Source organism: Pelagibacterium sp. 26DY04 (assembly GCF_031202305.1).
Classification (GTDB): Bacteria; Pseudomonadota; Alphaproteobacteria; order Rhizobiales; family Devosiaceae; genus Pelagibacterium.
In genome coordinates, this window is the sequence record NZ_CP101731.1 from 3,561,966 (window position 1) to 3,583,686 (window position 21,721).

A 21,721-nucleotide genomic window follows, 5' to 3' on the forward strand; every position below is an offset into this window, starting at 1 on the left:
GGCTGGACCATTAGGCTCAACTCTTGCGGCTGAGAACCTCGGGCAGCAGCCCTTGCGGCGCAAAGCGCAGCGCGATCGTAACGATCAGTCCCATCACGAAAACGCGCATCTGCACCGCGCGGCTTTCGATATCGGGAATGGCGCCCCAGCCCATGTCGGACGAGAAATTCGACAGTCCCCCGAACAATGCCTGAGCCAGGGGCTCGGACAGCATCCAGACGATATAGATGAACAGCCCACCGAACAGGGCGCCGAAATTGTTGCCGGCCCCGCCCACGATGAGCATCACCCAGATGATGAAGGTGTGGTTGATCGGCTGGTAGCTGGAGGGGTCATAGATCTGCACGAACGAAACCAGGATCGCCCCGCCGATACCCATGAGCACCGAGCCGAAAACGAAGATCTCGAGCTGGCGGCCGGTGACGTCCTTGCCCATTGAGCCGGCGGCGATGTAGTTGTCGCGAATGGCGCGCATCATGCGGCCCCAGGGTCCCAGATATGCCCTGTGGATCAAAAACAGCGCGATCAGAACGACCACCACGACCACCGCCAGAAACCCGCCGCGCGCCAGGATGAAACTGGTCGTAGCATCATGTCCGGCAGCCTGATAGGCCTGCGGATTGGGCACCGGCCAGGGAATGGGCGAGACGGTCAGCGTGCCGCGCGTCAGCCATTCGAGGTTCTTGATGACCGCGCGCAGGATCTCGGCAATGCCGATGGTGGCGATGGCGAGATAGTCGGCCCGCAGCCCCAGGCTCACCTTGCCCACCAGATAGCCGATCAGCCCGGCGAGAACGCCGCCGAACACCCAGCCGAGGAGGACCGGCAGCCCCAGTCCGCCGATCCAGCCGGCGGTGGAGGTTATGTAGCTGGCCGCCGGGTCCATCTGGCTGCGGAAGATCACATAGGCGATGAACCAGGCAAGGACGATCACCGCCCCGCGCCATTTGCCCGTGATCCCGAGCCGCTGCACGCGATGGGCGAAAAAGATCAGCACCGCTCCGATCGCCGCCGCAACCAGGGTGCGCCCGATATGGAGCGGACCTTCGGAGGCCCAGAAGTCCATGTTGACCGGGTAGGAGATGAAGGTGACGGCAAAGCCGCCCACCATCAGCATCCCCAGGATGCCGAAATTGAACAGCCCGCCAAAGCCCCACTGAATGTTCAATCCCATGGCGATCAGCGCAAAGGCGAAGGCTTCAACCAGCAGGCGCACCGTGAACGGCGTGCCCATCAGGACACCCACCCCGACGATCAGGACGAACAGCGCCCCGAAAAGCCCGATATAGCGCGCGGTCATGTCGAAGCTCCCTTGAAGATCCCGGTAGGCCGCACCAGCAGCACCACGACGAGGATGACGAAAGCGACGGTGAGTTTGTATTCGGACTGCACCAGCGTCAGCGTGCCGGGAATTTCGAACCACAAGACATCACGGAACGGGCGCAGCAGCACCGACCAGTTGAACACCGCCAGCGTCTCGGCAAATCCGAGCACGAACCCGCCGGCGATGGCGCCATAGGCATGGCCCAGCCCGCCCAGAATGGCGGCGGCAAAGATCGGCAATACGATGTTGAAGGCCAGGTCAGGCTTGAGCGACACGTCGAGCGCCAGCATGGTGCCCGCAAGGCAAGCGAGCGCGCCGGCGATCACCCATGTGACGCGGACGACCAGCTTGGTGTTGATCCCCGAAACCTTGGCAAGGTCGGGATTGTCTGCCATGGCGCGCATGGCCTTGCCCAACCGTGAGCGGGTAAGGAAATAATGCAGCGCGATCACCGCCACTGCCGTCGAAACGATCAAGAGAATCTGCGGCTCGGTGATGGTGATGGGCCGCGTGACGTCCTCGAACGGCAGCACGATCCGGAAGATCTCCTTGGGTTCGGTGTCGAAGAACGAATAGGTTCCGACCCCGAAGGTCAGCCGCACCAGCCCCTGGATCATCATGGTGACGCCGATCGAGGCGATCAGCAGCGTCACCGGCTTGGCGCCCCGTGCCCGTAGCGGCGCATAGAAGCCCTTATCGATTCCCAGCGCGATCACGGCGGCAAGCACCATGGCGATCGGCACGACGATGAAACCGGTGGGCAGCGGCAGGACAACGCCGGTTGCAGCGAAAATCCCCGCCAGAACGAAAGTGATGAAAGCCCCCATGGTCATCATGTCGCCATGGGCGAAATGGGCGAACCGCAGGATGCCAAAGATGAGCGTGACGCCGACGGCGCCCAGCGCGTAGATCGAGCCGAGCACCAGCCCGCCGATCACCGCCTGATTGATAAAGAAGATAAGATCGTTCATGTGATTATCCGCCCAAGAAGCTCTTGGCCACTTCCGGATCATCGAGCAATTCCTGCCCGGTTCCGGTGAACCTGTTCTGCCCGTTGGTCAAAACGAAACCCTTGGTGGCAAACGCCAGCGCCTGGCGCGCGTTCTGTTCGACCATCAGGATGCCCACGCCAGCGGCGTTGATTTTGACCACCTGCTCGAAGATTTCCATCATGTAGCGGGGCGAAAGGCCCGCCGAGGGCTCGTCGAGCATCAGGAGCTTGGGCTTGCTCATCAGCGCCCGGCCCATGGCGACCATCTGGCGCTGCCCGCCTGAAAGCTCGCCGGCTGGCTGGCGGCGCTTGGCCTTCAAATCGGGAAACATTTCATAGACTTGCTCGAGCGTGTCCGAATAATCGTCACGCCTGACGAACGCCCCCATTTCGAGGTTTTCGTGCACCGACATCGAGGTAAAGACGTTATGTTCCTGGGGCACGAAGCTCAGCCCCATAGGCACCAGCCGGTCGGCCTCTTGGTTGGTGACGTCTTCGCCTGCGAAGGTGACGGTGCCTTCCGTGACGGTCAGAAGCCCGAAAATTGCCTTGAGGGTCGTCGATTTCCCGGCTCCGTTGGGGCCTACGATCACCCCGATGTCGCTGGTATTGATGGCTATGTTGACGCCATTGAGAATCGGCGCGCCGCCATAACCGGCGACGACGTTCTTAAGATCGATCAAACTCATTGCGCCGCCTCCACCGGACCGCCGAAATAGGCTTCGACGATCATCGGATTAGCGCGCAGCTCTTCCATATTGCCCTTGGCGATCACCTCGCCCTGGGCCATCACGATCACCGGGTCGCAGAGACGGGCGATGAGGTCCATGTCATGCTCGATGACAAAGAAGGTGTAGCCCAGTTCGCGGTTCATGCGCTCGATATTGGAGGCTAGGTCGTTGAGCAGCGTCTTGTTGACGCCGGCCGCCACTTCATCGAGCAGCACCACCTTGGCGTCCACCATCATGGTGCGGCCCAGCTCGAGCAGCTTTTTCTGCCCGCCCGAAAGATTGCCGGCCAGCTCGTCCTTGACGTGCCCGAGCTTTAAAAAATCGATGACTTCGAGGGCCTTCTGGCGCACTTGCGCTTCGCGCGACGCAACCTTGCCCGGCTGCAGCCAGAGCGTCGCAAGACTTTCCCCCGGCTGGTCGCCAGGAACCATCATCAGGTTCTCGAGCGCCGTCATATGGGAGAATTCATGCGCGATCTGGAAGGTGCGCAGCATGCCCAGCTTGAACAGTTCATGGGGCTTGAGCCCCGTGATGTCCTGCTTGTCGAAGACGATCTGCCCGCTGGTCGGCGGGAAATTGCCCGCCACCATATTGAACAGTGTGGATTTGCCGGCCCCGTTCGGCCCGATCAATCCCGTGATCGAACCGCGCTCGACTTCGAGCGAGCAGTTCGAGACAGCCAAAAGCCCGCCAAAACGTTTCGATACGTTGCGGACCTCGATTACCGCGTCAAGCGCCACGCCTTACCCTTAGCCCCTTGTGTTTTGTCGCGGGGCAGATGCCGTTCTGCCCCAAAATCGCGGCATCTGCTCACAAGCGCTTGCTCAGGTCAACTCAAAGCGCGGCGAGCACCGCTTCGGCTGTGGACTTGTTGTAGGCGACGGGAATGTCATAGAGCGTCGCCAGCCGCGTCAGTGCCTTGACGTCCACGTCATGGGGCAGCGCGCTCATGGGGTCGATGAAAAAGATCAGCGCGTCGAGCCGCCCCTCGGCGATCATCGCCCCCAATTGCGCGTCCCCGCCCAATGGGCCGCTCTTGAGGGCGAGCACGGCAAGCCCCGTTTCCTGGGCCACGCGCCCGCCCGTGGTGCCCGTTCCCACCAGGTCGAACTGGCTCAACCGCGCCTTGTGCGAGGCCGCAAAGGCGACCATGTCGTCCTTTTTCTCGTCATGGGCGACGAGCCCGATCGTCTTGGTTGCCATGGCGCGCCTCCGGTCCGGTTAATTCCTTCAACCATGCGGCCTTCCCGTTGCCAAGCCGCAAACGCCAAGGGCGCCCTGCCGGACGCCCCGTGTCCATCAGATCGCGCCGGTCAGGACAGCGCGCCGATCACCGCCTCGATACGCTTTTTCATGGTCGCGGCGTCGAACGGCTTGATGATGTAGTTGTTGACGCCGCATTCGATGGCTTCCTTGACCTGCTCCTTGTCGGAGCGTCCGGTCGCCATGATGAAGGGCATGCTCTGGGTCCGCGGATGCTTGCGGATGACCTTCAGAAGCGTCAGCCCGTCGACATCGTCCATGTTCCAGTCGGAAATGATGAGGTCGACATTGGTCTTTTCAAGCTTGGTCAGGGCATCGCGGCCCGATTTGGCCTCGATGATGTCCTTGAACCCGAGCTGGGTGAGGATGTACTTGCAGATGCCCCGCATGGACTGCTGGTCATCAACGATGAGAACGCTGACTGCGCTGGCCTTTGGCATGGATTCTCCGCCTGATGCGCCCGGAGTTCTTCCGGGAAGTCTGGCCGACAAAAATAGGCGGCAACCGTTACGATAGTCTCAATGGGAAAGGTTCAGGCTGCCGATTTGAGCTTGAGCAGCGCCGCGACCAACCGCCCGGCGATCTTTTCGACAGGCGCTTCCTCGACCACCGCTCCGATCTCGAAAGCGGCCTTGGGCATGCCGTAGATCAGCGCCGAGCCCCGCGACTGCCCAATAGTGAAGGCGCCCGCCTCGCGCATGGCCTTGAGGCCCGCCGCTCCATCGCGCCCCATTCCCGTCAGGATCGCCCCCACCGCCTTGGACCCCACCACCTTGGCCACCGAGGAAAACAGCACATCGACGCTCGGCCGGTGCCCGGAGGTGGCCTCGTCCTGGGTGACGCGGCATTTCATCTGCCCAGAGGTTCTTTCCACCCGGAGATGGAAATCTCCCGGCGCCACATAAGCGGTGCCATTGGCGAGCGGCATGCGGTCCTCGGCCTCGACCACCTTGACCGGCACCAACTCATCGAGCCGGGCGGCAAAGCGCCCGGTAAAGCCCTTGGGCATATGCTGGGCGATCACGATAGGCGGGCAATCGGTCGGGATCGTTGCCAGAACCTGCCGGATCGCTTCCACCCCGCCGGTCGAAGCCCCGATGGCGATCAGCGCCCCTTGCGGCGCCGCCGCGCTCTTGAGTGGCAGATCAGGGGCAGGCGCGCGATGAGCGCGCGCCTGGACATCGCTATGGGCGGCAAGCCTCACCTTCTCGCGCAGTGTCGCTCCGAACGCTTCAAGGCCACCGGCCATCTCGGCGCCGGGCTTGGCGACGAAATCGACAGCGCCCAACTCCAGCGCCAGCATGGTTTCGGAGGCACCCTTGGTGGTGAGGGTCGAAACCATGACTACGGGCATGGGCCGCAACCGCATGATCTTTTGCAGGAAGGCCAGCCCGTTCATATTGGGCATTTCGATGTCGAGCGTCACCACATGGGGATTGAGCGCCTTGATCTTGTCGCGGGCGTCGAGAGGATCGTTGGCGGTTCCCACAACCGCGATATCGCCCTCCTGGGCCAGCAGCCGGCTCAAGACATCACGAATGAGCGCTGAATCATCGACGACGAGGACCCTGATGATCGAACTCATGCTGCTGCATCCCTGGTGTCGGAATCGGTTTTGCGCTGGTAGATCGTCTTGCCCACGAGCCTGTAGCCCTTCGATACGGCCTGCAGGTTTTCCGAATGCCCGATATAGAGGAACCCGTCGGGCGCCAGCACCTGGCCGAGCCGATCGAAAAGCATGCCCTGGGTTGGCTTGTCGAAATAGATTGCGACATTGCGGCAGAAGATGGCGTCGAATGGCCCGCTCACCGGCCAGGGCTCGATGAGGTTCAAGAGCTTGAAGGCGACCAGCTCACGCGCTTCCTGCGGGATGCGTATTTCGCCCGGCCCGGCCTTTTCGAACAGCATGGTCCGCTGCGCCGAAAGTCCGTTGAGCTCGCCCGCCGGATAGATGCCGGTTGCCGCTCTGGAAATGACGTTGGAATCTATGTCGGTGGCCAGAATGCGGAAATCCCAGCGCTTGAGCTCGGGATAGGCCGCAAGCAGGCTCAGCGCGATGGTATAGGGCTCCTGCCCGGTCGAGCATCCCGCCGACCAGATGCGCAGGCGCGGGCGCCCCCCCTTGCCCATGCGGCGCGGCTTGGAAATGAGCGTGCCAACAAAGCTCGAAAGATGCTCGAAATGATGATCCTCACGAAAGAACCGCGTGAGGTTGGTGGTGAGCGCATTGACGAAATCCTGATCGTCCTCGGGGCGCCCCCGCATTTCGAGATAGTCGATATAGGCGTCGAAGCCGGAAAGCCCCAGGGCGCGGACGATCTTGGAAAGGCGCGAGACGACAAGGGTGCGCTTGGCGTCCGAAAGAGAGATGCCCGCAATACGGTAGACCCGCTCCCGGATGCGCGAAAACTCCCTTTCGCTCAAGCGAAACTCGCCGCTGTCCATGTGGCTTCCGCCCCCCGATGCCGGATCGTTGATCTTTATCGCTTCACCGATGCGCCGAAACGATCCCGGTTCTTGTTTTTTCGCGCCCCGCAAGCGGCTTGGCGGCCGCTTTCATATCCGGCTCAGGCGCAAGCGCGCCGGCCTGCCGCCGTGCCTGATCGTCCATCACCTCGACCTCGCCATGGGCCGCGGCCAGTGCCACGCCGGTGTTGTCGAGATCCGAGCCGATCATGGCCGTCTGCTCACTTAAATTGCGTAAATGGACCGTGACCGATCCGATGGTTTGGGCCAGCGCTTCGGCCTCCGCCGTCCCGGCCTCGACATCGCCGAGCCCGGCCTTGACCAGCGCCCTGATGTCCTTGGACGATTTCGCGCTCGCCTTGGCCATTTCACGGACTTCGCTGGCAACCACCGCAAAGCCGGCGCCCTTTTCTCCGGCCCGTGCCGCTTCGACCGCCGCGTTGAGCGCCAATAGGTTGGTGCGGAAGGCAACATCCTCGATGCTTGCCACCAGGGCATCGATCCGCGTCACCAGTTCGTTGACCGCCGCGACGCGCCCGCGCGTCTGCTCGGCGGAAGCCCGCGCCCGCTCGATCTCGCCGGCGATCGCGCTCGCGTCTTCCCTCGCCTGCCCGGCCACGCCGCGCCCGCTCTCGATCGCGCCACGCGCCTTTTCCAGATGCGCACGGGCGTCCGCAGCCGATGCCGTCAATGCCTGCGCCGTTCCACGGCAGATCTCGACGAGCGCGCCCACCTTTTCCAGCCGGACCCGCATGCGCTGCCGCCCTTCCATCGCCGCCGTCCGCTCCGCATCGAGCTCGGCGATCTGGCCGATCAGCGTATCCACACGCGCCGACATCCGGTCATTGCCGCCGCTCTGGTCGGGCAGCAGACCTTCGGCCAGAGCATCGAGCCGCTCCGCGGCCGCATCGAGCGTCCCCAGACCGGCGTTGATCGTCTCGAGTTCGGGCGTTTCGGCGATGTCTTGCGCACTTATCCTGTAGCCCGTGTCCCCGCCCGCCAGCGCCTGGCCGAGATCGGAAAGCACCCGCGCGCAAACCACACGGCCAGGACGCTCCAGCTCGATCAGCCAGCGGTCATGCCCCAGAGGGGAAACGCGCGCGCGATAGCGACGGTCGCCCAGGATCAGAGCATGCTCGCATTCTTCTTCCGCGAACTCGGCCTCGATGCCCAGCAGGGCCGACGCCGTATCCGTTTCGGCGCATTCGGGGGCGAGCGCGGCCAAACCCTTGCTCATCTTGACGATCACCCCCTGCCCATCGGCCAGCATGGCGGGCCTATCGAGGGTTTCGAAGGCCGTCATATAGGTCATGGCCCGTTCGAGCCTCTGGCACAGATTAGCGGTGATCGCCCGCATATGTTCGAGTTCGGAAGCCCTCCCGATCGGCCCGCTTCCCACCGCCTCTCCGAGATCGGACAAGGCCCGGCGCTGGGCGCGCTCCACAATGAGCACGGCCAAAAAACTCACGCCGATGGCGGCAAACCATACCCCAGCCACTGCCATCGCCCACCAGGACGCAGACGAAAAATTGACGCCCAGCCAAACGCAGACCGCAACGGTCGCAGACCACAGCGCAAGCAGCGCGGAAACCAGCCGGATGCGGGACAATCGAAAATACCTTGGGCAAGAAACAAAGTTTCCACCACCCTAAGGCGCTATGGTTAATGCTTGGTGATCGATGCCCGCCGCGAGAGAGCGGCAGGCTAGAACAACTCGATATCGTCGGCGGCGGGCTTTTTGACCTGCCGCCGCGCGATCGCCAGTTCCTCGTGCACCAGCCGCGCGCTGTCGGTGCTATCGAGGCGCTTGACGAAGGCCCGCCCCGTATGGGGCTGGAACATCACGCGCCGCGCGAACGTGCCCCCCAGATCCTGGCTGGCAACCACATAACCTTCATTGCCCAGGAATTCATGCACGAATTCGATGTTTTTAAGTCCCACATCGTTCATGCCCGCATAGATGTTGCCGCCGCCGAACACCTTGAATTCGAGATTGTGCTTCCGGCCGGTGCCCTTGCTCAGCACCATGTTGATGAGCTGCTCCATGGCAAAGGCCCCATAGCGTGCCGATTCCCCAAAGCGGTCTTTAGAGCTTTCCCCCTGGCTGGCCAAAAGGAAATGGTTCATGCCCCCCACCTGCGCCGCGCGATCGCGCACGCAGGCCGAGATGCACGACCCCAGAACTGTCGAAAAGGTGATCTCGGGTTTGCCGGAAACCATGCAATCGCCCTGGTGGATCGTTGTGACCACACCGCGCGTGAAATTATCGGGCATCAAACCAAATATAACGGCATTGCCGCTTCCCTGTAACGCTGCTTCGGCCATGGATGGACGGTGAGGAGCCGAATGCGATTTTTTCCGACCCTAACCCCGGATTCGTTAGCCGTTTGCTAACCCTAACCGGGGATGTGTAACAGTCGGCACAAGATGCAAGTATCGGTTCAGCACTTTGCCATTATGATTGCCGGATCGGAAATCGGGGGCAGTGCATGGGCTTGCACAAACTGGCCAGAGAGCTGGAAGAAACCGCGCGCCAGACCGCGGAAATGGTCGATGGCATCACGGCCAGCCTGTTGGTCCTGGGCGACACCTCGATCGATTGCACCACGGCCCGCTCGACCGCCATCCGCCAGATCGTCGTCGCCTTGCAGATGCAGGACCGCATCGAGCAGCGCTGCCGCAACATGGCCGAAGCCGCCCGCAGGATGGCAGAGCTTCCCGAAGGCTCCGATGCCCAGGCCAATGAAGCGGTGTGGTCTTCGCTGACCCTGGATGAATTGCGCGACGAATCCCTCTCGGGCATCGCCGCCCGCACCAATTCGGGCGAAGTCGAGTTCTTCTAGGCCGCACTGGCCTCGAACGAAAAAGCCCGCCCCTCGTGGAGGCGGACTCTGCAACCTTGATCGAGCCGATCAGACGTCGGTCTTGGCGCCCGAGACCACCGCGGCGAGATCGATCAGGCCCACCATGCGGCCGTCATGGGTGACGATGCCGTTGAGAAGTTCGGTGTCGCCCGAATTGCCTTCCGGCACAGCGTGGATATCGTCCTTGGAAACGGTGAGGATATCGGACACCGCATCGACCAGGATGCCGATCCACTTTTCCCCCACGCTCATCACGACGACGACGTGGTTCTTGGTGGGGTTGGTCTGGCCGTCGCCGAAGCGGGCGCGCAGGTCGAAGATCGGGACGATCGTGCCGCGCAGATTGATCACTCCACGCACATATTCGCGCGTGTTGGGCAGCGGGGTCGCCCCGTTCCACGCGCGGATCTCGCGCACCGTGGTGATCTCGACGCCATAGATCTGTTCGTCGATCGAAAAGGCGATGAGCTGCAGCGAGTTCTGGCTCGCTCCCGCCGTTGTGTCCGAATAGTCGTCGCGAAGTCCAAGCGCTTCCATGTCGTGCCCCTTACCTAGCCGTCCTGGCTCCCATTGGCGTTCTATGCCGCATTCTGATGGGCATTTGTCGATTTGAGAGATTGCACATCAACAATCAACGCAACGTTACCATCGCCAAGGATCGTGCCCCCGGCGATGCCGTCGATGCGCTCGAAATTCTCTTCGAGCGATTTGATCACCACCTGCTGCTGGCCGATGATGTCATCGACCACCAGCGCGATCTTGGAATTGCCCTCGGCCTCGCACAACACCACGAACCGGCTGTCCTCGGACTGGGTGGAAGCCAGGCCGAAGCGCTGGGCGAGATCGACGACCTGCACGTAATCACCGCGCACCTGCAGCACTTTCCCGCCCGAGGGCATATGCCCGAAATCGGCGCGTGCGTTCTGGATGGTCTCAACGATGGAAGAGAGCGGGATGACGTAGGGGCTGCCGGCCACCTTGACCAGCATGACATCGAGCACGGCCAGCGTCAGCGGCAGGCGCAGCGTCATGCGCGTGCCCTTGCCGGTCCAGGAGCGCACGTGGACCGAACCGCCGATCTTCTTGATGTTGGAAAGGACCACGTCCATCCCCACGCCGCGGCCCGAGATGTCGGAAACCTCGCTCGCCGTCGAAAAGCCGGGGGCAAAGATCAGGTTGTCGATCTGCTCATCGGTCAATTGCTGGTCGGGGCCAACGACGCCGCGCTCGCGCGCGATCTGTAGAACGCGGTCGCGGTTGATGCCGGCTCCATCGTCTTCCACGACGATAAGGATGTTGCCGCCGGCCTGCTCGGCCGAGAGCCTGATGGTACCCATTTCGGGCTTGCCCGCTGCGAGGCGCTTTTCGGGGCTTTCGATGCCGTGATCGGCCGAATTGCGCACCATGTGGGTAAGGGGATCGGAAAGCTGCTCGATCACCGTCTTGTCGATCTCGGTGGCTTCCCCGATGGTGTCGAGCTTGATCTTCTTGCCGGTTTTGGCCGCCAGCTCGCGAACCAGACGCGGCATGCGCGAGAACACCGATTTGACCGGTTGCGCGCGGATCGCCATCACCGCGTCCTGCAGGCCGCGCGTGGTCTGGGCCAGAACCTCGATGCCGCGCACCAGCTCCTGGTAGCGGTCGCGGATGGCGTCATCCATCTGCTGGGTCAGCATGGACTGGGTGATGACCAGTTCGCCCACCATATTGACGACGCGATCGACCTTGTCGAGATCGACCCGGATCGAAGACATCCCGATAGGCCGGCCGGCGGTCTCCTCGGCAGCCTCGCTCGTGGTGGAGGACGGCGCGACCGGGGCCGCCTCTTGAGCGCGAACGGCCGGTGCCGCGAAAGCAGGTTCGAGTTCGGCCATCAGGTCGTCGGGCTCACCGGTCGGCACGAATTTGCGCTCCGCCTTGGCCTCTTCGGCCAGCGCGGCAAAGCTCGGCATCTCCTCGTCCATCGCCAGGGGCGCGGCCTCGCTCCTTTCGATCGAAATGGCGCAATCGCCATCGACGAATTCGAAGACTTCGCGGATCGCCTCTTCGCTTGCCCTGTCCGAGACCAGTTCGATGGTCCAGGAACAATAGACCCCGAAAGGATCGAAATCGGCCAGGAGCGGCATTTTCGCAAGCTCTGGCGTCACCGTCATCGTGCCCAGCAGCCCTAGTTCTCGGAACAGCAGCAGCGGATCGTTGGCGCGCTCATAGAGAGTGGCAAAGGGCGTAAACCGGATGGTCCAGACGGTCGCGCCGCCAGCGGCTTGAACCGTGGACGGGGCCGCATCGAGGTTCACCACGACGGGGGTGAAATCGATATCGAATTCATCCATCGCTTCCTCGCCATCCTCGGGCTGGGCCAATTCGACCGCATCGCCGCGGCTGAGCGCGTCGAACTGCGCCTTTTCCACGGCGCCATAATCGGCAGCCAGCGTCTCGCCATTGCGTGCCGCGGCGACGAAATCGGCAACGATGTCGACCGAACGGATGCAGAGGACGACCACGTCCTCGCCGAGCTCCACTCGTCCGTCCCGGACATAGTCGAGCAGCGTCTCGAAGCTGTGGGCGAAGCGCACCAGCGCATCGAACCCGAAAGCCCCGCCCCCGCCCTTGATCGAATGAATGGCGCGGAACACCGCGTTCAGGCGATCGGGGCTTCTGTCGCCCTCCTGGATCGCCGAAAACTGCTCCTCGAGTTCGAGCAGCAATTCGGAACATTCATCGAAATATGTGGCCTTGAATTCGTCGAGGTCACTCATTTTGCCAGCCACAGCCCCCTGTGCGCGCGCCCGAGATGTCTAGTGGACGACCTTGTTGATGACGCTGATAAGCTTTTCGGGATCGAACGGTTTGACGATCCAGCCCGTCCCGCCGGCAGCGCGCCCCTGGTCGCGCTTGTCCTGGCTGGTTTCGGTGGTGAGGATGAGGATCGGCAAGCTCTGATGCTTGCCGGTCGAACGCACTTGTTTGATGAACTCGATCCCGTCCATCACCGGCATGTTGATATCGGTGATCACCACATCGACATCCTCGCGGCCCAGAACGTCGAGCCCGACCTGTCCGTTTTCGGCCTGCAGCACCTCAAAACCCGCATTGGTGAGGGTGTGGTGCAGCATGGCGAGGATGGTTCGCGAATCATCGACTGTCAGAACGCGCATAAGAGGATTATCCCTTGAGAACGGGTTTAAAGACCGGACCGAGTCCGAGCTTTTCGATTGCGCCGGTAACCACCGTGCTCGCATCCGAAATTGTGAAGGAGAAACCGGCTTTTTTCGCCGTTTCCGAGGCACTCAGGAGCATGAACAGCGCATTGGTCGAGACACGGTCGACGGCCGAGCCATCGACATCGACCGGACCGGCATGGAGTGCATCGAGCAAGGTTTCGCGGATCTCATCGAGCGCATCGAGATCGACAACCCGCGGCAAGGCCACGGACTGAGCTTGCGATTTTGGCATTTGAGGCCGTTTCCCCGCCCATTGATTGCAGTGGCGGGAGTTTGTCTGCCAAGCGTTTAAGAAGTCCTAAGCGCAGGTGGCGCCATATAAAAATGGGCCGGTTCGGACCTCAGGCAACCTGATCGAAATCGATCTTGCCCGCTTCGAGCAGGCTCGGGATGTCCTTGGCGGGACGCGGAGGTGAAAAGAGGAATCCCTGCACCTCTTCGATGCTCGATTGGCGCATCAGCAGCGTCAGTTGCGGCCGGGTCTCGACCCCTTCGACAACCACCGACATGCCCAGATCCGCCGTCAGCCGCGCCACGCCCACCAAAAGCTTGCGCGAGCGGCTGTCCGCCTCGACGTCCTGAAGGAACGAGCGGTCGATCTTGACCTTGTCGAGCGGGAAATGATGCAGATAGCTCAAGCTCGCATAACCGGTGCCGAAATCGTCGAGCGATATCCGCACCCCCAACCGCTTGAGGTTTTCGAGCACGGTCCGGGTCACTTCGGTGTTTTCCATGAGCACCGATTCGGTGATCTCGAGCTCCAACCGGTGCGCGGGCAGGCCCGAACGCTCCAAGGCCGAGATCACCGAGCGCACCACATCCCCGCGCCGGAACTGGATGGGCGAGATGTTGACGGCAACCCCGACCTCTCCCGGCCAGGACGCGCACTGCCGGCACGCCTCATGCAGGATCCAGTCGCCAAGCTCGATGATGACGTTGGTTTCCTCTGCCAGGGGGATGAATTCGGCCGGCGAGATCATGCCCCGCTCGGCATGCCGCCAGCGCACCAACGCCTCGCATACGGTGGTCTGGCCGGTCTTGAGGTTGATGATGGGCTGGAAGAACACTTCGAAATTGCCGTTTTCGAGCGCGTCGCGAACGGCGATTTCCAGAGCCCGCCGGTCCTGGGCCCGCACATCCATGTCCGGTTCGAAGAACCGCCACACCCCGCGCCCGTCGGACTTGGCGCAATAGAGCGCCAGATCGGCATTCTTGAGCACCTGATCGAACGTCTCGCCATCCGTGGGCTCGATGGCAATGCCGATGCTGGCTCCAATGACGATCTGGTGCCCTTCGACCGTGAACACTTCACTGAGCGCGCTGACGATCCGGCGGGCAGTAAGGCTCGCCTCCTTGGCATCGCCACCCCGCAAGGGCCGCAGGACCACGAATTCGTCACCGCCGAAACGGGCAATCACGTCGGACGGCCGCAGAACGCGGCGCAGCCGGGCGGCGACCTGGCACAGCAGCGCATCGCCGCATGGGTGGCCCAAGGTGTCGTTCACCACCTTGAACTGGTCGAGATCGATAAACAGCAGCGCGCATGCCTGCCCGCGGGCGGCGACGGCTTCGAACTGCTCCTGGAAATAGCTGCGGTTGGGCAGGCCGGTCAGCGCATCATAGCGCGCCAGATGCTCGATCCGCGCCTCGGCCCTCCGCTTTTCGCTGATGTCTTCGACCAGCATCACGCAGCCGCCCGCCTCGATGGGCTGGAAGGTCAGCTCCAGGATCTTCTCGCCCGCCGCTTCGAGCACGAGAGCCCCGCTGCATCCGGCGGCGAACCAGTCCTGGAAGGATTCGATCACCTTTTGCCGCCCTTCCTTGGGCACCGAATTGGCTTCGAGCGTGCGCGCGAGCAGGGTCACGGCCTTGCGCCCTTTCCAGCGGCCCCCGGTCGGCAAACCTAAAAGCGTGAGGAAGCGCTCGTTGCAGACCACGAAGCGCTGGTCGGCATCGAACATGCACAACCCGTGCGGCATGTTGTTGACGGCGGTATCGAAATGGGAGGCCAGCGCCCGCAGGTCATGGGACGCGACCACGGCGTCGAACAGGGTATGGCGCAAGCGCGTCGCAATGTTTCTTACGCTCATGAAGAAGGGCACGAGCAGCAGCGCGAGAAACACATAGGCGAATTCGTATTGCAGAAGCAGCCCCGCCACCATGGGCACAGCGGCCGTTATGGTGGTGAAGGTCACGAGCTGGTCGGAGGCGTAGTTGCGGCCCGTAATGCCGATCATATAGGCCAGGCACACCGCAAAGCTCACAAGATGAACCGCAGGATCCTGGGTGAGAAGAAAGGTGAGGAAGCACCAGAGGCTCAAAAACACCGCAAAGGTGCTCGACCCCAGGATGTAGCGCTTCTCCCAGCGCCGCGCCTCGGCCAGCGCCTGGGGCCCGGGCATGGCGCGCTCATAGGCGTTCATGTCCATCCAGCGCACGAACCCGGTGAGGCCCAAGGGAATGGCGCAGCCCGCGATCCACATCGAGCCGCTCATCCAGCCGGTGACCAGTGCCGCTGCAATGGCGCTGCCCGTACCCGAAAACAGCGAGCGCCGGTCCTTATAAAGGGCGGTCACCGAGGAAATGTAGACTTCTGCCGGCAAATTCGGCGTATTTTCCCGAGACTGCGGACGCATGGCCACTCTGTCTAACATGAGGCAGTCTGCTTTATAGACGGCAAAAACTTAAAATGTATTCTTTTAACCTCTTCAACTTTGAGAGCAGCGCTTAGCAGATCGTTTGCAAATGATTAGCCGGCAAGCGCGCGCGTCCAAAGAGGCACAAATCCTTCCGCCAGCATAATGCACGCAAGGCCTGCCAGCGACCACCACGCCCACATTGTGTTTACCTTTATGGTTGCTGAAATATGAACGTTTCAAGAAACAAAGATCTAAACGATTACTAAAACGTTAACGAATAATACTTCGGCGCAGAAGACGTGCCGAAGACAATTGACCTTGGTTAAATTTTAATTAAAAATTGCCCTTATACGGTTTGGAGGGCAAGCCATGAGTTCCGTTGCACCCGGTTCGGGGGTCTCGTTTTCACAACGTCTGATCGATTTTCTTGACAGGATCGAATATCGCCGCCTCGAAGAGCCGGCCGAGCGCGAGCAGGCATTCAACCTGCGATATGAAGCCTATGTCCGCGAGGGGATGATCTCCATCGCCTTCGAAAAGCGGCTGACCGATGCCTATGACGAGATGGACAACGTCCATGTCTTCGGCATCTACATGGATGGCGAAATCGCCAGCACCATCCGGGTGCACGTCGCCAGCCCCGGCATGGCTCACTCACCGACGGTCGATGCCTTTCCCGAAATGCTGATGCCCGAGATCGACAAGGGCAGCACCATCGTCGATCCCACCCGGTTCGCGGTGCATCCGGCCATGAGTGGGCGTCATCCCGAACTGCCCTATGTCACAGCGCGGCTGGGCTTCCTGGCGTCTGAATATTACGCCGCCGATCTGGGGCTTGCCTCGGTACGGCTCGAGCACCAGGCATTCTACAAGCGCCTGTTCGGCCTGCGGCCCTTGTGTCCGCCCCGCGTCTACCATGGCATGAACAAGCAGCTCAGCCTCATGGGCATAAACTATTGCGCCGTGCGCGAAAGCGTCGTCGCCCGCTATCCTTTCATGCGCACCACGGCCGAGGAGCTCGACACTCTCTTCGGCATGGCTTCGGTTCCGCTGGGCGCCCTGGCTGCGGCAGCGGCAGCCCGCAATGTCGAGTCCGTTGGCACCCGATAGTCAGCGATCAGGCGTGGCGGCGAAGGCCGCCCGCCGCTCCCGCCGCCCATGCTGCGACATCATCGAGAAAGCGTTCCAGCAGCGCGTTGAACTCTCGAGGAGCCTCCAGGAATGGCGCATGAACCGCTTTCTCGATCACATGGCAGCGCCCATCCCAGAGATTGGCGTAGTTGAGACCGGCAAGGTATTCGAGACGGGCGAAGGGTTCGTCCTGGCCATTGACCACAGCAAGCGGAGCCCGGTTATGCTCGACCACGTATTTCTGATCGACGCCCAGTCCGGCCATTATGCCCCGCCCCATGATGCGGCGCATGCGCCAGTCGGTGCGTTCGATAAGCGCGCGGAAGTCCTGCGGCCCTCTGGCCCCGAAGCACATCCGGAAGAAGCGGTCGACGTCCCGCGGCCGCAAGCGACCCCGTGTGGTGAGCGCGAGATCGGTGTTGGGCTGAAAACCGCGCAACACACCCAGGATGCCGCGCGAAATCGGTGGCGTACCCATGATCATCAGTCCGGCAATGCGCGGATCGCGCTCGATAAGCTCGATCCCGATATGCCCGCCCAGCGACCAGCCGACCACGGCGAGATGCTCGATGGCCAGAGCATCGAGAACCTCGGCCACGGTATCGGCGAGCCCCGGCATGGTGTACCCGGCCTGCGGATCGCGCGCATTGCCCGACTGTCCATGCCCGGGCAGGTCGATGGCGATCAGCCGGTAGCGTTGGGCAAGCGGGCTCTGAAACTGACGGAAGAACACGTTGCGCGCGTTCGAATTGCCGTGCAGCAGCAGCACCGGAAAACCGCTCCCCTGCGTGTCGCTGAGCGCGATACGCGCCTGACTGCACTCGATTTCGCCGTACACCATGGCCACTTCCGCACAGCACCTTCCTTTCCCCATCCTACAAGACAGGCCTCTCCAGCCCGTTAATGATTTCACACCCGGCCTTTCCCTATCGATCAACCAGACATGAGGACCCAATGAGCACACCCGGCGCCCAACCCGCACACGACGATTACATCCTGGGTCATTCCGAACGCGAACTGGCGCGGCTCGAGCAGCAGGCAGCGCTCTTTGCCGGGCAGACCCGCGATATTCTGTTGCGTGCCGGGCTGGAAAAGGGGATGCGGGTTCTCGATCTCGGCTGCGGCGTCGGCGACGTCTCGCTCATCGCGGCCGAAATCGTCGGGCCGCAAGGTTCGGTCACCGGCATCGATCCCTCCGAAGCGGCGCTTTCGGTCGCCCGGGCCAGAGCGCACCGGCGCGGCTTTGATATCGCGTTCGAAGCGACCACGCTCGAGGCGATCGAAGAGCACCCCGATGTCGATGCGGTGATAGGCCGGTTTATCCTGCTGCACATGACCGATCCGGGCGCCACCATCGCCGCACTCACCAAGCGGCTCAAGCCCGGCACGCTGGTAAATTTCATCGAGTTCGACATCACCTCGTCCTATGCCGAGCCGGCCCTGCCGCTTCTCCACCAGGCTATCGCGCGGATCGGTGAGGTCTATCGCCGCTCCGGCCGCGCCGCCGACATGGGCGCCCGGCTCTACCCCGCCTATCGCGCTGCCGGGCTCACACCGGAGATGATCGGGCTTACACGCATCAGCAATCGCGATGATGTCGATGGCTTCGCCTTTATCGTCGAGTCCACGCGCAGTCTGTTGCCGGCCATCGAGGCGCTCGGCATTGCGACGGCCGTCGAGATCGACATCGACACGCTGCATCAGCGCCTGCTCGACGAGGCAAGGGCGGGCGATCCGTGCATCTTCTACCCCCGTCTCGTCGGGGCATGGGCGCGGGTTTCCTGATCACTGCCTTGCGGTCCGCCGCAGCGATTGCGGCGGCTGGCCGAGCGTGCGCAGGAAAGCCCGACGCATCTGCGCCGCATCGGAAAAGCCCGACCCGATAGCGATCTGCTCGAAGCTGCCAAAGCCGCTCTCGATGGCCTCCTGCGCCGCTTCGAGCCGCAGACGCTCGACGGCCTTGGCCGGAGTGGCGCCGGTTTCGGCAAGAAAGCGCCGCGAAAAGTTGCGCGGGCTCATGGCCGCTCGCTCGGCTAGCCGCTCAACGCTTAACGGTTCGCCGAGATGGGCCCGCATCCATTCGATCAGCGGCCCAAAGCGCCCCTCCCCGCCCCGAACCTCAAGGCGTGGCGAATATTGCGACTGCCCGCCCGGCCGGCGCTTGTGCACCACGAGCTGCTGCGCCGTCCTATGGGCGATTTCGGGACCGCAATCGTCTTCAATCAGCGCCAGTGTCAGATCGATGCCCGCCGATATGCCTGCCGAGGTCCAGACCTCCCCATCGCGGGTAAAGATGCGATCGGGGCTTAGCCTGACCTCGGGATAGAGCCGGCGGAAGCGCTCGGTGCTGTCCCAATGGGTTGTCGCCTGTCGCCCGTTGAGCCGTCCCGCCTCGGCAAGAAAGAAGGCGCCAGAACACACGCTGGCCAGCCGCCGTGGGCGGGCCGCCGAAAGCCAGGCGACAATGGCGCCGAACGCGGCCATGTCGCGCACGATTTCCCCACCTGAGACGATCACCGTATTTGGCGCTACCGCCGGCAGCTTCCCGGCCCTGAGCGTCAGGCCCGATGAGCTTGCGATCTCCCCTTCCTCAGGCGCCAGAATGCTGAGCTCATATCTCTCGTCCAGATTACGCGACGCGATTTCCAATGCCGCGGCCGGCCCCGTGGCGTCGAGGATCTGGAACCCCGGATGGATGATTATGCCCACCGTCCGCGCCATGGCTGTTTCTGCTCGAATTATGTCATTTCAGCCAGATTGAGCTTCGATTACCCTGAGGTCAAGCCACGGTCTGGGGAGATGATGATGAAGTGGTCGATTGTCCTGTCGGGCCTCGTCGGTGTCGTGCTGGCCGCCATTGCCGGCTTCGGCATCTGGGTGGCGATGCTGCCGCCCGCCGTGGTGGCCGCGCCCGCCCCGGTGCCGGCCGAAGAGACCGCGGCGATCGTCGAGGCGCTGCGCCCGCCAAAGCGGGAGCGTCCGCTGATCACTGTGATCGGCATCAATGATGCGACCGAGACCACCGATTATCTCATGCCCACCGGCATCCTGCGGCGTGCGGATGTGGCCGACGTGGTGCTGGTGGCAACCGAAGCCGGGCCGGTGGAACTCTATCCAGCACTAACGGTGATGCCCGACATGAGCGTCGCCCAGTTCGACGCTACCCATCCCGAGGGCGCCGACTATGTGATCGTTCCCGCCATGAGCCGGGACAACGATCCCGCGATCATGGCCTGGCTGGCCGCACAGGCCGGAAAGGGCAGCACCGTCATCGGCGTCTGTGCCGGCGCCAAGGTGGTGGCCGCCACCGGTCTGCTCGAAAACCGGCGCGGCACCACGCACTGGTTCTTCCTTGACGCATTGCGGCGCGAAAATCCCACGATGACCTACGTGCCGGACCGGCGCATCGTGGCTGACGGCAACGTCGTGACGACGACGGGGATCTCCGCTTCCATCCCCATGGCGCTCACTCTTGTCGAAGCGATCGCCGGCCGGCCACGGGCCGAAGCGGTCGCCGCTGACATCGGCTTTGAGAGCTGGAACGCCGCCCACGACAGCGACGCCTTTTCCCTGACACGCCCCTTCGCCACGACCGTCATGGCCAATCTCGCGGCTTTCTGGCAGCGCGAGGAGCATAGCCTCGCCCTCGAGCCGCAATTTGATGCGGTCTCGCTCGCCATCGCCGCCGATGCCTGGTCGCGCACCTACCGCTCGCGGGCGCTGACGGTTGCCCCCAGCGCTGATGCGGTGACCGATCGGGACGGCATCCGCATCCTGCCCGATCGGGTGTCCAGTACAAATGCGCCCACCGCCATGCTGGCGCCGGGCTCCACCACGCCAGCCGCAGCCCTAGAGGGGACACTTGAGGAAATCTCGAGCCGCTACGGCCCCGCCACTGCCTATGTGGTCGCCATGCAGCTCGAATATCCCTGGCCGATGCCCTGACGCCGGCTAAGTCAGCGCCGCTTCCCCCAGCACCTTTTCGAGCGCATCGGAATCCACATCGGCAAGCCGCGCCGGCTGCCATTGGGGATTTCGGTCCTTGTCGATCAGCACGGCGCGCACCCCTTCGGCGAAATCGGGCCGCAGCGCCATATGCTTGGCCAGCGCCAGATCGTCCTCGAGAATGGCCCGCACATCACGAAGCTGTCGCGCCCGCCGGTGGGAGATAACGATGGCGGCCAAGGATGTGGGACATTGGCGGGCGATTGCCGCATGCAGCGCTGCGGCACCCGGATCGCCCTCTTCGGCCAGATCGAGGAGGTTCTCGACGATCTTGCCTACGGTTTCGGCCGCAAACACCGGAGCCAGGGAATCGGCAAGCCCGCAAAAGCTCGCTTCCCCCGGATCGATCGATTCCGATTGGATGAGCGCGGTGATGGCCGTGTCCGGATCGCCCGCCTGCGCCGCCTCGATCACCCGTGCGCGCAGGCCGGCCAGAGCGTCCTCGGGCACCGCCGCATCGGCCAGCCCCAGCGCGATGGCATCGGCGACCGCCACGGTCTGCCCCGACATCAAAAAGGCGAGCGCCCGCGCCTGGGCGGTCTTATAGAGGATGGCGTTGACGCCCACGTCGCAGAAGAACCCGATCGCCCCTTCGGGCATGGCGAACCGGCTCGAAGCCGTGGCGATGCGATAGCGGGCGTGCGAGGATATTCCGATCCCCCCGCCCATGACGATGCCGTGCTGAAGGGCAACGATCGGCTTGGGATAGGTCGCGATCAGCCCGTTCATGTCGTATTCGTCGGCAAAGAACGCAGAGACCCGCCGCGTGTCGCCGACAAGTGCCAATTCCCGCGTCGCGCGCACGTCCCCGCCCGCGCACAACCCCTTTTCCCCTTCGCCCTCGATCAGGACGGCCCGCACCCGCTCGTCTTCGTCCCATTCGTCGAGGGCAGCGCGCACCGCCGCGATCATATCCGCGCTCAGGGCGTTGATCGCCCTGGGCCTGGCCAGCCGGATAATACCGCATGCGCCTTCGATCGAAATGGAGATGTCGTCCATGAGCCCCGTCCTCTTGCCTTTTCCATACTGCTATGGCCTTGCACCGAAATGAAGCCCGTTCCGCATTTCCCTTGGCCCGGAAAT

Annotated in this window: 22 protein-coding genes; 4 read left to right on the forward strand and 18 right to left on the reverse strand. The window is 62.8% G+C overall.

Going from position 1 to position 21,721, the window contains the following annotated elements:
• Positions 1–16: 16 nt before the first annotated feature.
• From NO932_RS17750 to NO932_RS17795, 10 genes are all read right to left on the reverse strand, one after another.
• Positions 17–1,300, reverse strand: a complete 1,284-nt coding sequence (locus NO932_RS17750; protein ID WP_309208715.1) for a branched-chain amino acid ABC transporter permease — start codon at positions 1,298–1,300, stop codon at positions 17–19.
• Complete coding sequence (locus NO932_RS17755) at positions 1,297–2,295, reverse strand: branched-chain amino acid ABC transporter permease (protein ID WP_309208716.1); 999 nt, start codon at positions 2,293–2,295, stop codon at positions 1,297–1,299. The genes NO932_RS17750 and NO932_RS17755 overlap by 4 nt, the downstream gene beginning before the upstream one ends.
• Before the next feature lie 4 nt (positions 2,296–2,299).
• Positions 2,300–3,004, reverse strand: a complete 705-nt coding sequence (locus NO932_RS17760) for an ABC transporter ATP-binding protein (RefSeq protein ID WP_309208717.1) — start codon at positions 3,002–3,004, stop codon at positions 2,300–2,302.
• Positions 3,001–3,786: an ABC transporter ATP-binding protein gene (locus NO932_RS17765; protein WP_309208718.1), complete on the reverse strand. Its 786-nt coding sequence runs from the start codon at positions 3,784–3,786 to the stop codon at positions 3,001–3,003. The genes NO932_RS17760 and NO932_RS17765 overlap by 4 nt, the downstream gene beginning before the upstream one ends.
• Positions 3,787–3,880: 94 nt before the next feature.
• On the reverse strand, positions 3,881–4,249 hold the full coding sequence (locus tag NO932_RS17770; protein ID WP_309159784.1) for a methylglyoxal synthase: 369 nt from the start codon (positions 4,247–4,249) through the stop codon (positions 3,881–3,883).
• A gap of 110 nt (positions 4,250–4,359) precedes the next feature.
• Positions 4,360–4,749, reverse strand: coding sequence for a response regulator (locus tag NO932_RS17775; RefSeq protein ID WP_309159783.1), 390 nt, complete (start codon positions 4,747–4,749; stop codon positions 4,360–4,362).
• A gap of 92 nt (positions 4,750–4,841) precedes the next feature.
• Complete coding sequence (locus NO932_RS17780) at positions 4,842–5,894, reverse strand: chemotaxis response regulator protein-glutamate methylesterase (RefSeq protein ID WP_309208719.1); 1,053 nt, start codon at positions 5,892–5,894, stop codon at positions 4,842–4,844.
• Entirely contained in the window at positions 5,891–6,733 is an 843-nt protein-coding gene (locus NO932_RS17785) for a protein-glutamate O-methyltransferase CheR (protein ID WP_309208720.1), read from the reverse strand. The genes NO932_RS17780 and NO932_RS17785 overlap by 4 nt, the downstream gene beginning before the upstream one ends.
• A 64-nt stretch (positions 6,734–6,797) precedes the next feature.
• Entirely contained in the window at positions 6,798–8,384 is a 1,587-nt protein-coding gene (locus NO932_RS17790) for a methyl-accepting chemotaxis protein (RefSeq protein WP_309208721.1), read from the reverse strand.
• Positions 8,385–8,479: 95 nt separating this feature from the next.
• Positions 8,480–8,995, reverse strand: coding sequence for a chemotaxis protein CheD (locus NO932_RS17795; RefSeq protein ID WP_309208722.1), 516 nt, complete (start codon positions 8,993–8,995; stop codon positions 8,480–8,482).
• A gap of 269 nt (positions 8,996–9,264) precedes the next feature.
• Here NO932_RS17795 and NO932_RS17800 point away from each other — a divergent pair, with 269 nt between their 5' ends.
• A complete protein-coding gene (locus NO932_RS17800) occupies positions 9,265–9,618 on the forward strand; it encodes a hypothetical protein (protein ID WP_309208723.1) in 354 nt (117 codons plus the stop codon).
• Positions 9,619–9,687: 69 nt separating this feature from the next.
• On the opposite strand, the gene NO932_RS17805 is transcribed toward NO932_RS17800, so the two are convergent.
• From NO932_RS17805 to NO932_RS17825, 5 genes are all read right to left on the reverse strand, one after another.
• Complete coding sequence (locus NO932_RS17805) at positions 9,688–10,176, reverse strand: chemotaxis protein CheW (RefSeq protein WP_309159777.1); 489 nt, start codon at positions 10,174–10,176, stop codon at positions 9,688–9,690.
• Positions 10,177–10,217: 41 nt separating this feature from the next.
• Entirely contained in the window at positions 10,218–12,398 is a 2,181-nt protein-coding gene (locus NO932_RS17810) for a chemotaxis protein CheA (protein WP_309208724.1), read from the reverse strand.
• Positions 12,399–12,437: 39 nt separating this feature from the next.
• Positions 12,438–12,797: a response regulator gene (locus NO932_RS17815; RefSeq protein ID WP_309159775.1), complete on the reverse strand. Its 360-nt coding sequence runs from the start codon at positions 12,795–12,797 to the stop codon at positions 12,438–12,440.
• A 7-nt stretch (positions 12,798–12,804) separates the two neighbouring features.
• Positions 12,805–13,095, reverse strand: a complete 291-nt coding sequence (locus NO932_RS17820) for an STAS domain-containing protein (protein ID WP_309208725.1) — start codon at positions 13,093–13,095, stop codon at positions 12,805–12,807.
• A gap of 109 nt (positions 13,096–13,204) precedes the next feature.
• Positions 13,205–15,499 carry an EAL domain-containing protein gene (locus NO932_RS17825; protein WP_309208726.1) on the reverse strand — a complete coding sequence of 765 codons (2,295 nt, stop codon included), beginning with the start codon at positions 15,497–15,499 and terminating at the stop codon, positions 13,205–13,207.
• 372 nt (positions 15,500–15,871) lie between these two features.
• On the opposite strand from NO932_RS17825, the gene NO932_RS17830 reads away from it, so the two are divergent.
• Positions 15,872–16,612: a hypothetical protein gene (locus NO932_RS17830; protein ID WP_309208727.1), complete on the forward strand. Its 741-nt coding sequence runs from the start codon at positions 15,872–15,874 to the stop codon at positions 16,610–16,612.
• Positions 16,613–16,619: 7 nt separating this feature from the next.
• Here the strand turns inward: NO932_RS17830 and NO932_RS17835 are convergent, their stop codons facing one another.
• Entirely contained in the window at positions 16,620–17,474 is an 855-nt protein-coding gene (locus NO932_RS17835; protein WP_309208728.1) for an alpha/beta hydrolase, read from the reverse strand.
• Positions 17,475–17,587: 113 nt separating this feature from the next.
• On the opposite strand from NO932_RS17835, the gene NO932_RS17840 reads away from it, so the two are divergent.
• Positions 17,588–18,418: a class I SAM-dependent methyltransferase gene (locus tag NO932_RS17840; protein WP_309208729.1), complete on the forward strand. Its 831-nt coding sequence runs from the start codon at positions 17,588–17,590 to the stop codon at positions 18,416–18,418.
• On the opposite strand, the gene NO932_RS17845 is transcribed toward NO932_RS17840, so the two are convergent.
• Positions 18,419–19,342, reverse strand: coding sequence for a GlxA family transcriptional regulator (locus NO932_RS17845; protein WP_375142784.1), 924 nt, complete (start codon positions 19,340–19,342; stop codon positions 18,419–18,421). It lies immediately after the preceding gene.
• On the opposite strand from NO932_RS17845, the gene NO932_RS17850 reads away from it, so the two are divergent.
• A complete protein-coding gene (locus NO932_RS17850; protein ID WP_309208731.1) occupies positions 19,325–20,578 on the forward strand; it encodes a DJ-1/PfpI family protein in 1,254 nt (417 codons plus the stop codon). The two genes, NO932_RS17845 and NO932_RS17850, sit on opposite strands and share 18 nt — an antisense overlap.
• 6 nt (positions 20,579–20,584) lie before the next feature.
• On the opposite strand, the gene NO932_RS17855 is transcribed toward NO932_RS17850, so the two are convergent.
• Positions 20,585–21,637, reverse strand: a complete 1,053-nt coding sequence (locus tag NO932_RS17855) for an enoyl-CoA hydratase/isomerase family protein (RefSeq protein ID WP_309208732.1) — start codon at positions 21,635–21,637, stop codon at positions 20,585–20,587.
• Positions 21,638–21,721 lie beyond the last annotated feature (84 nt).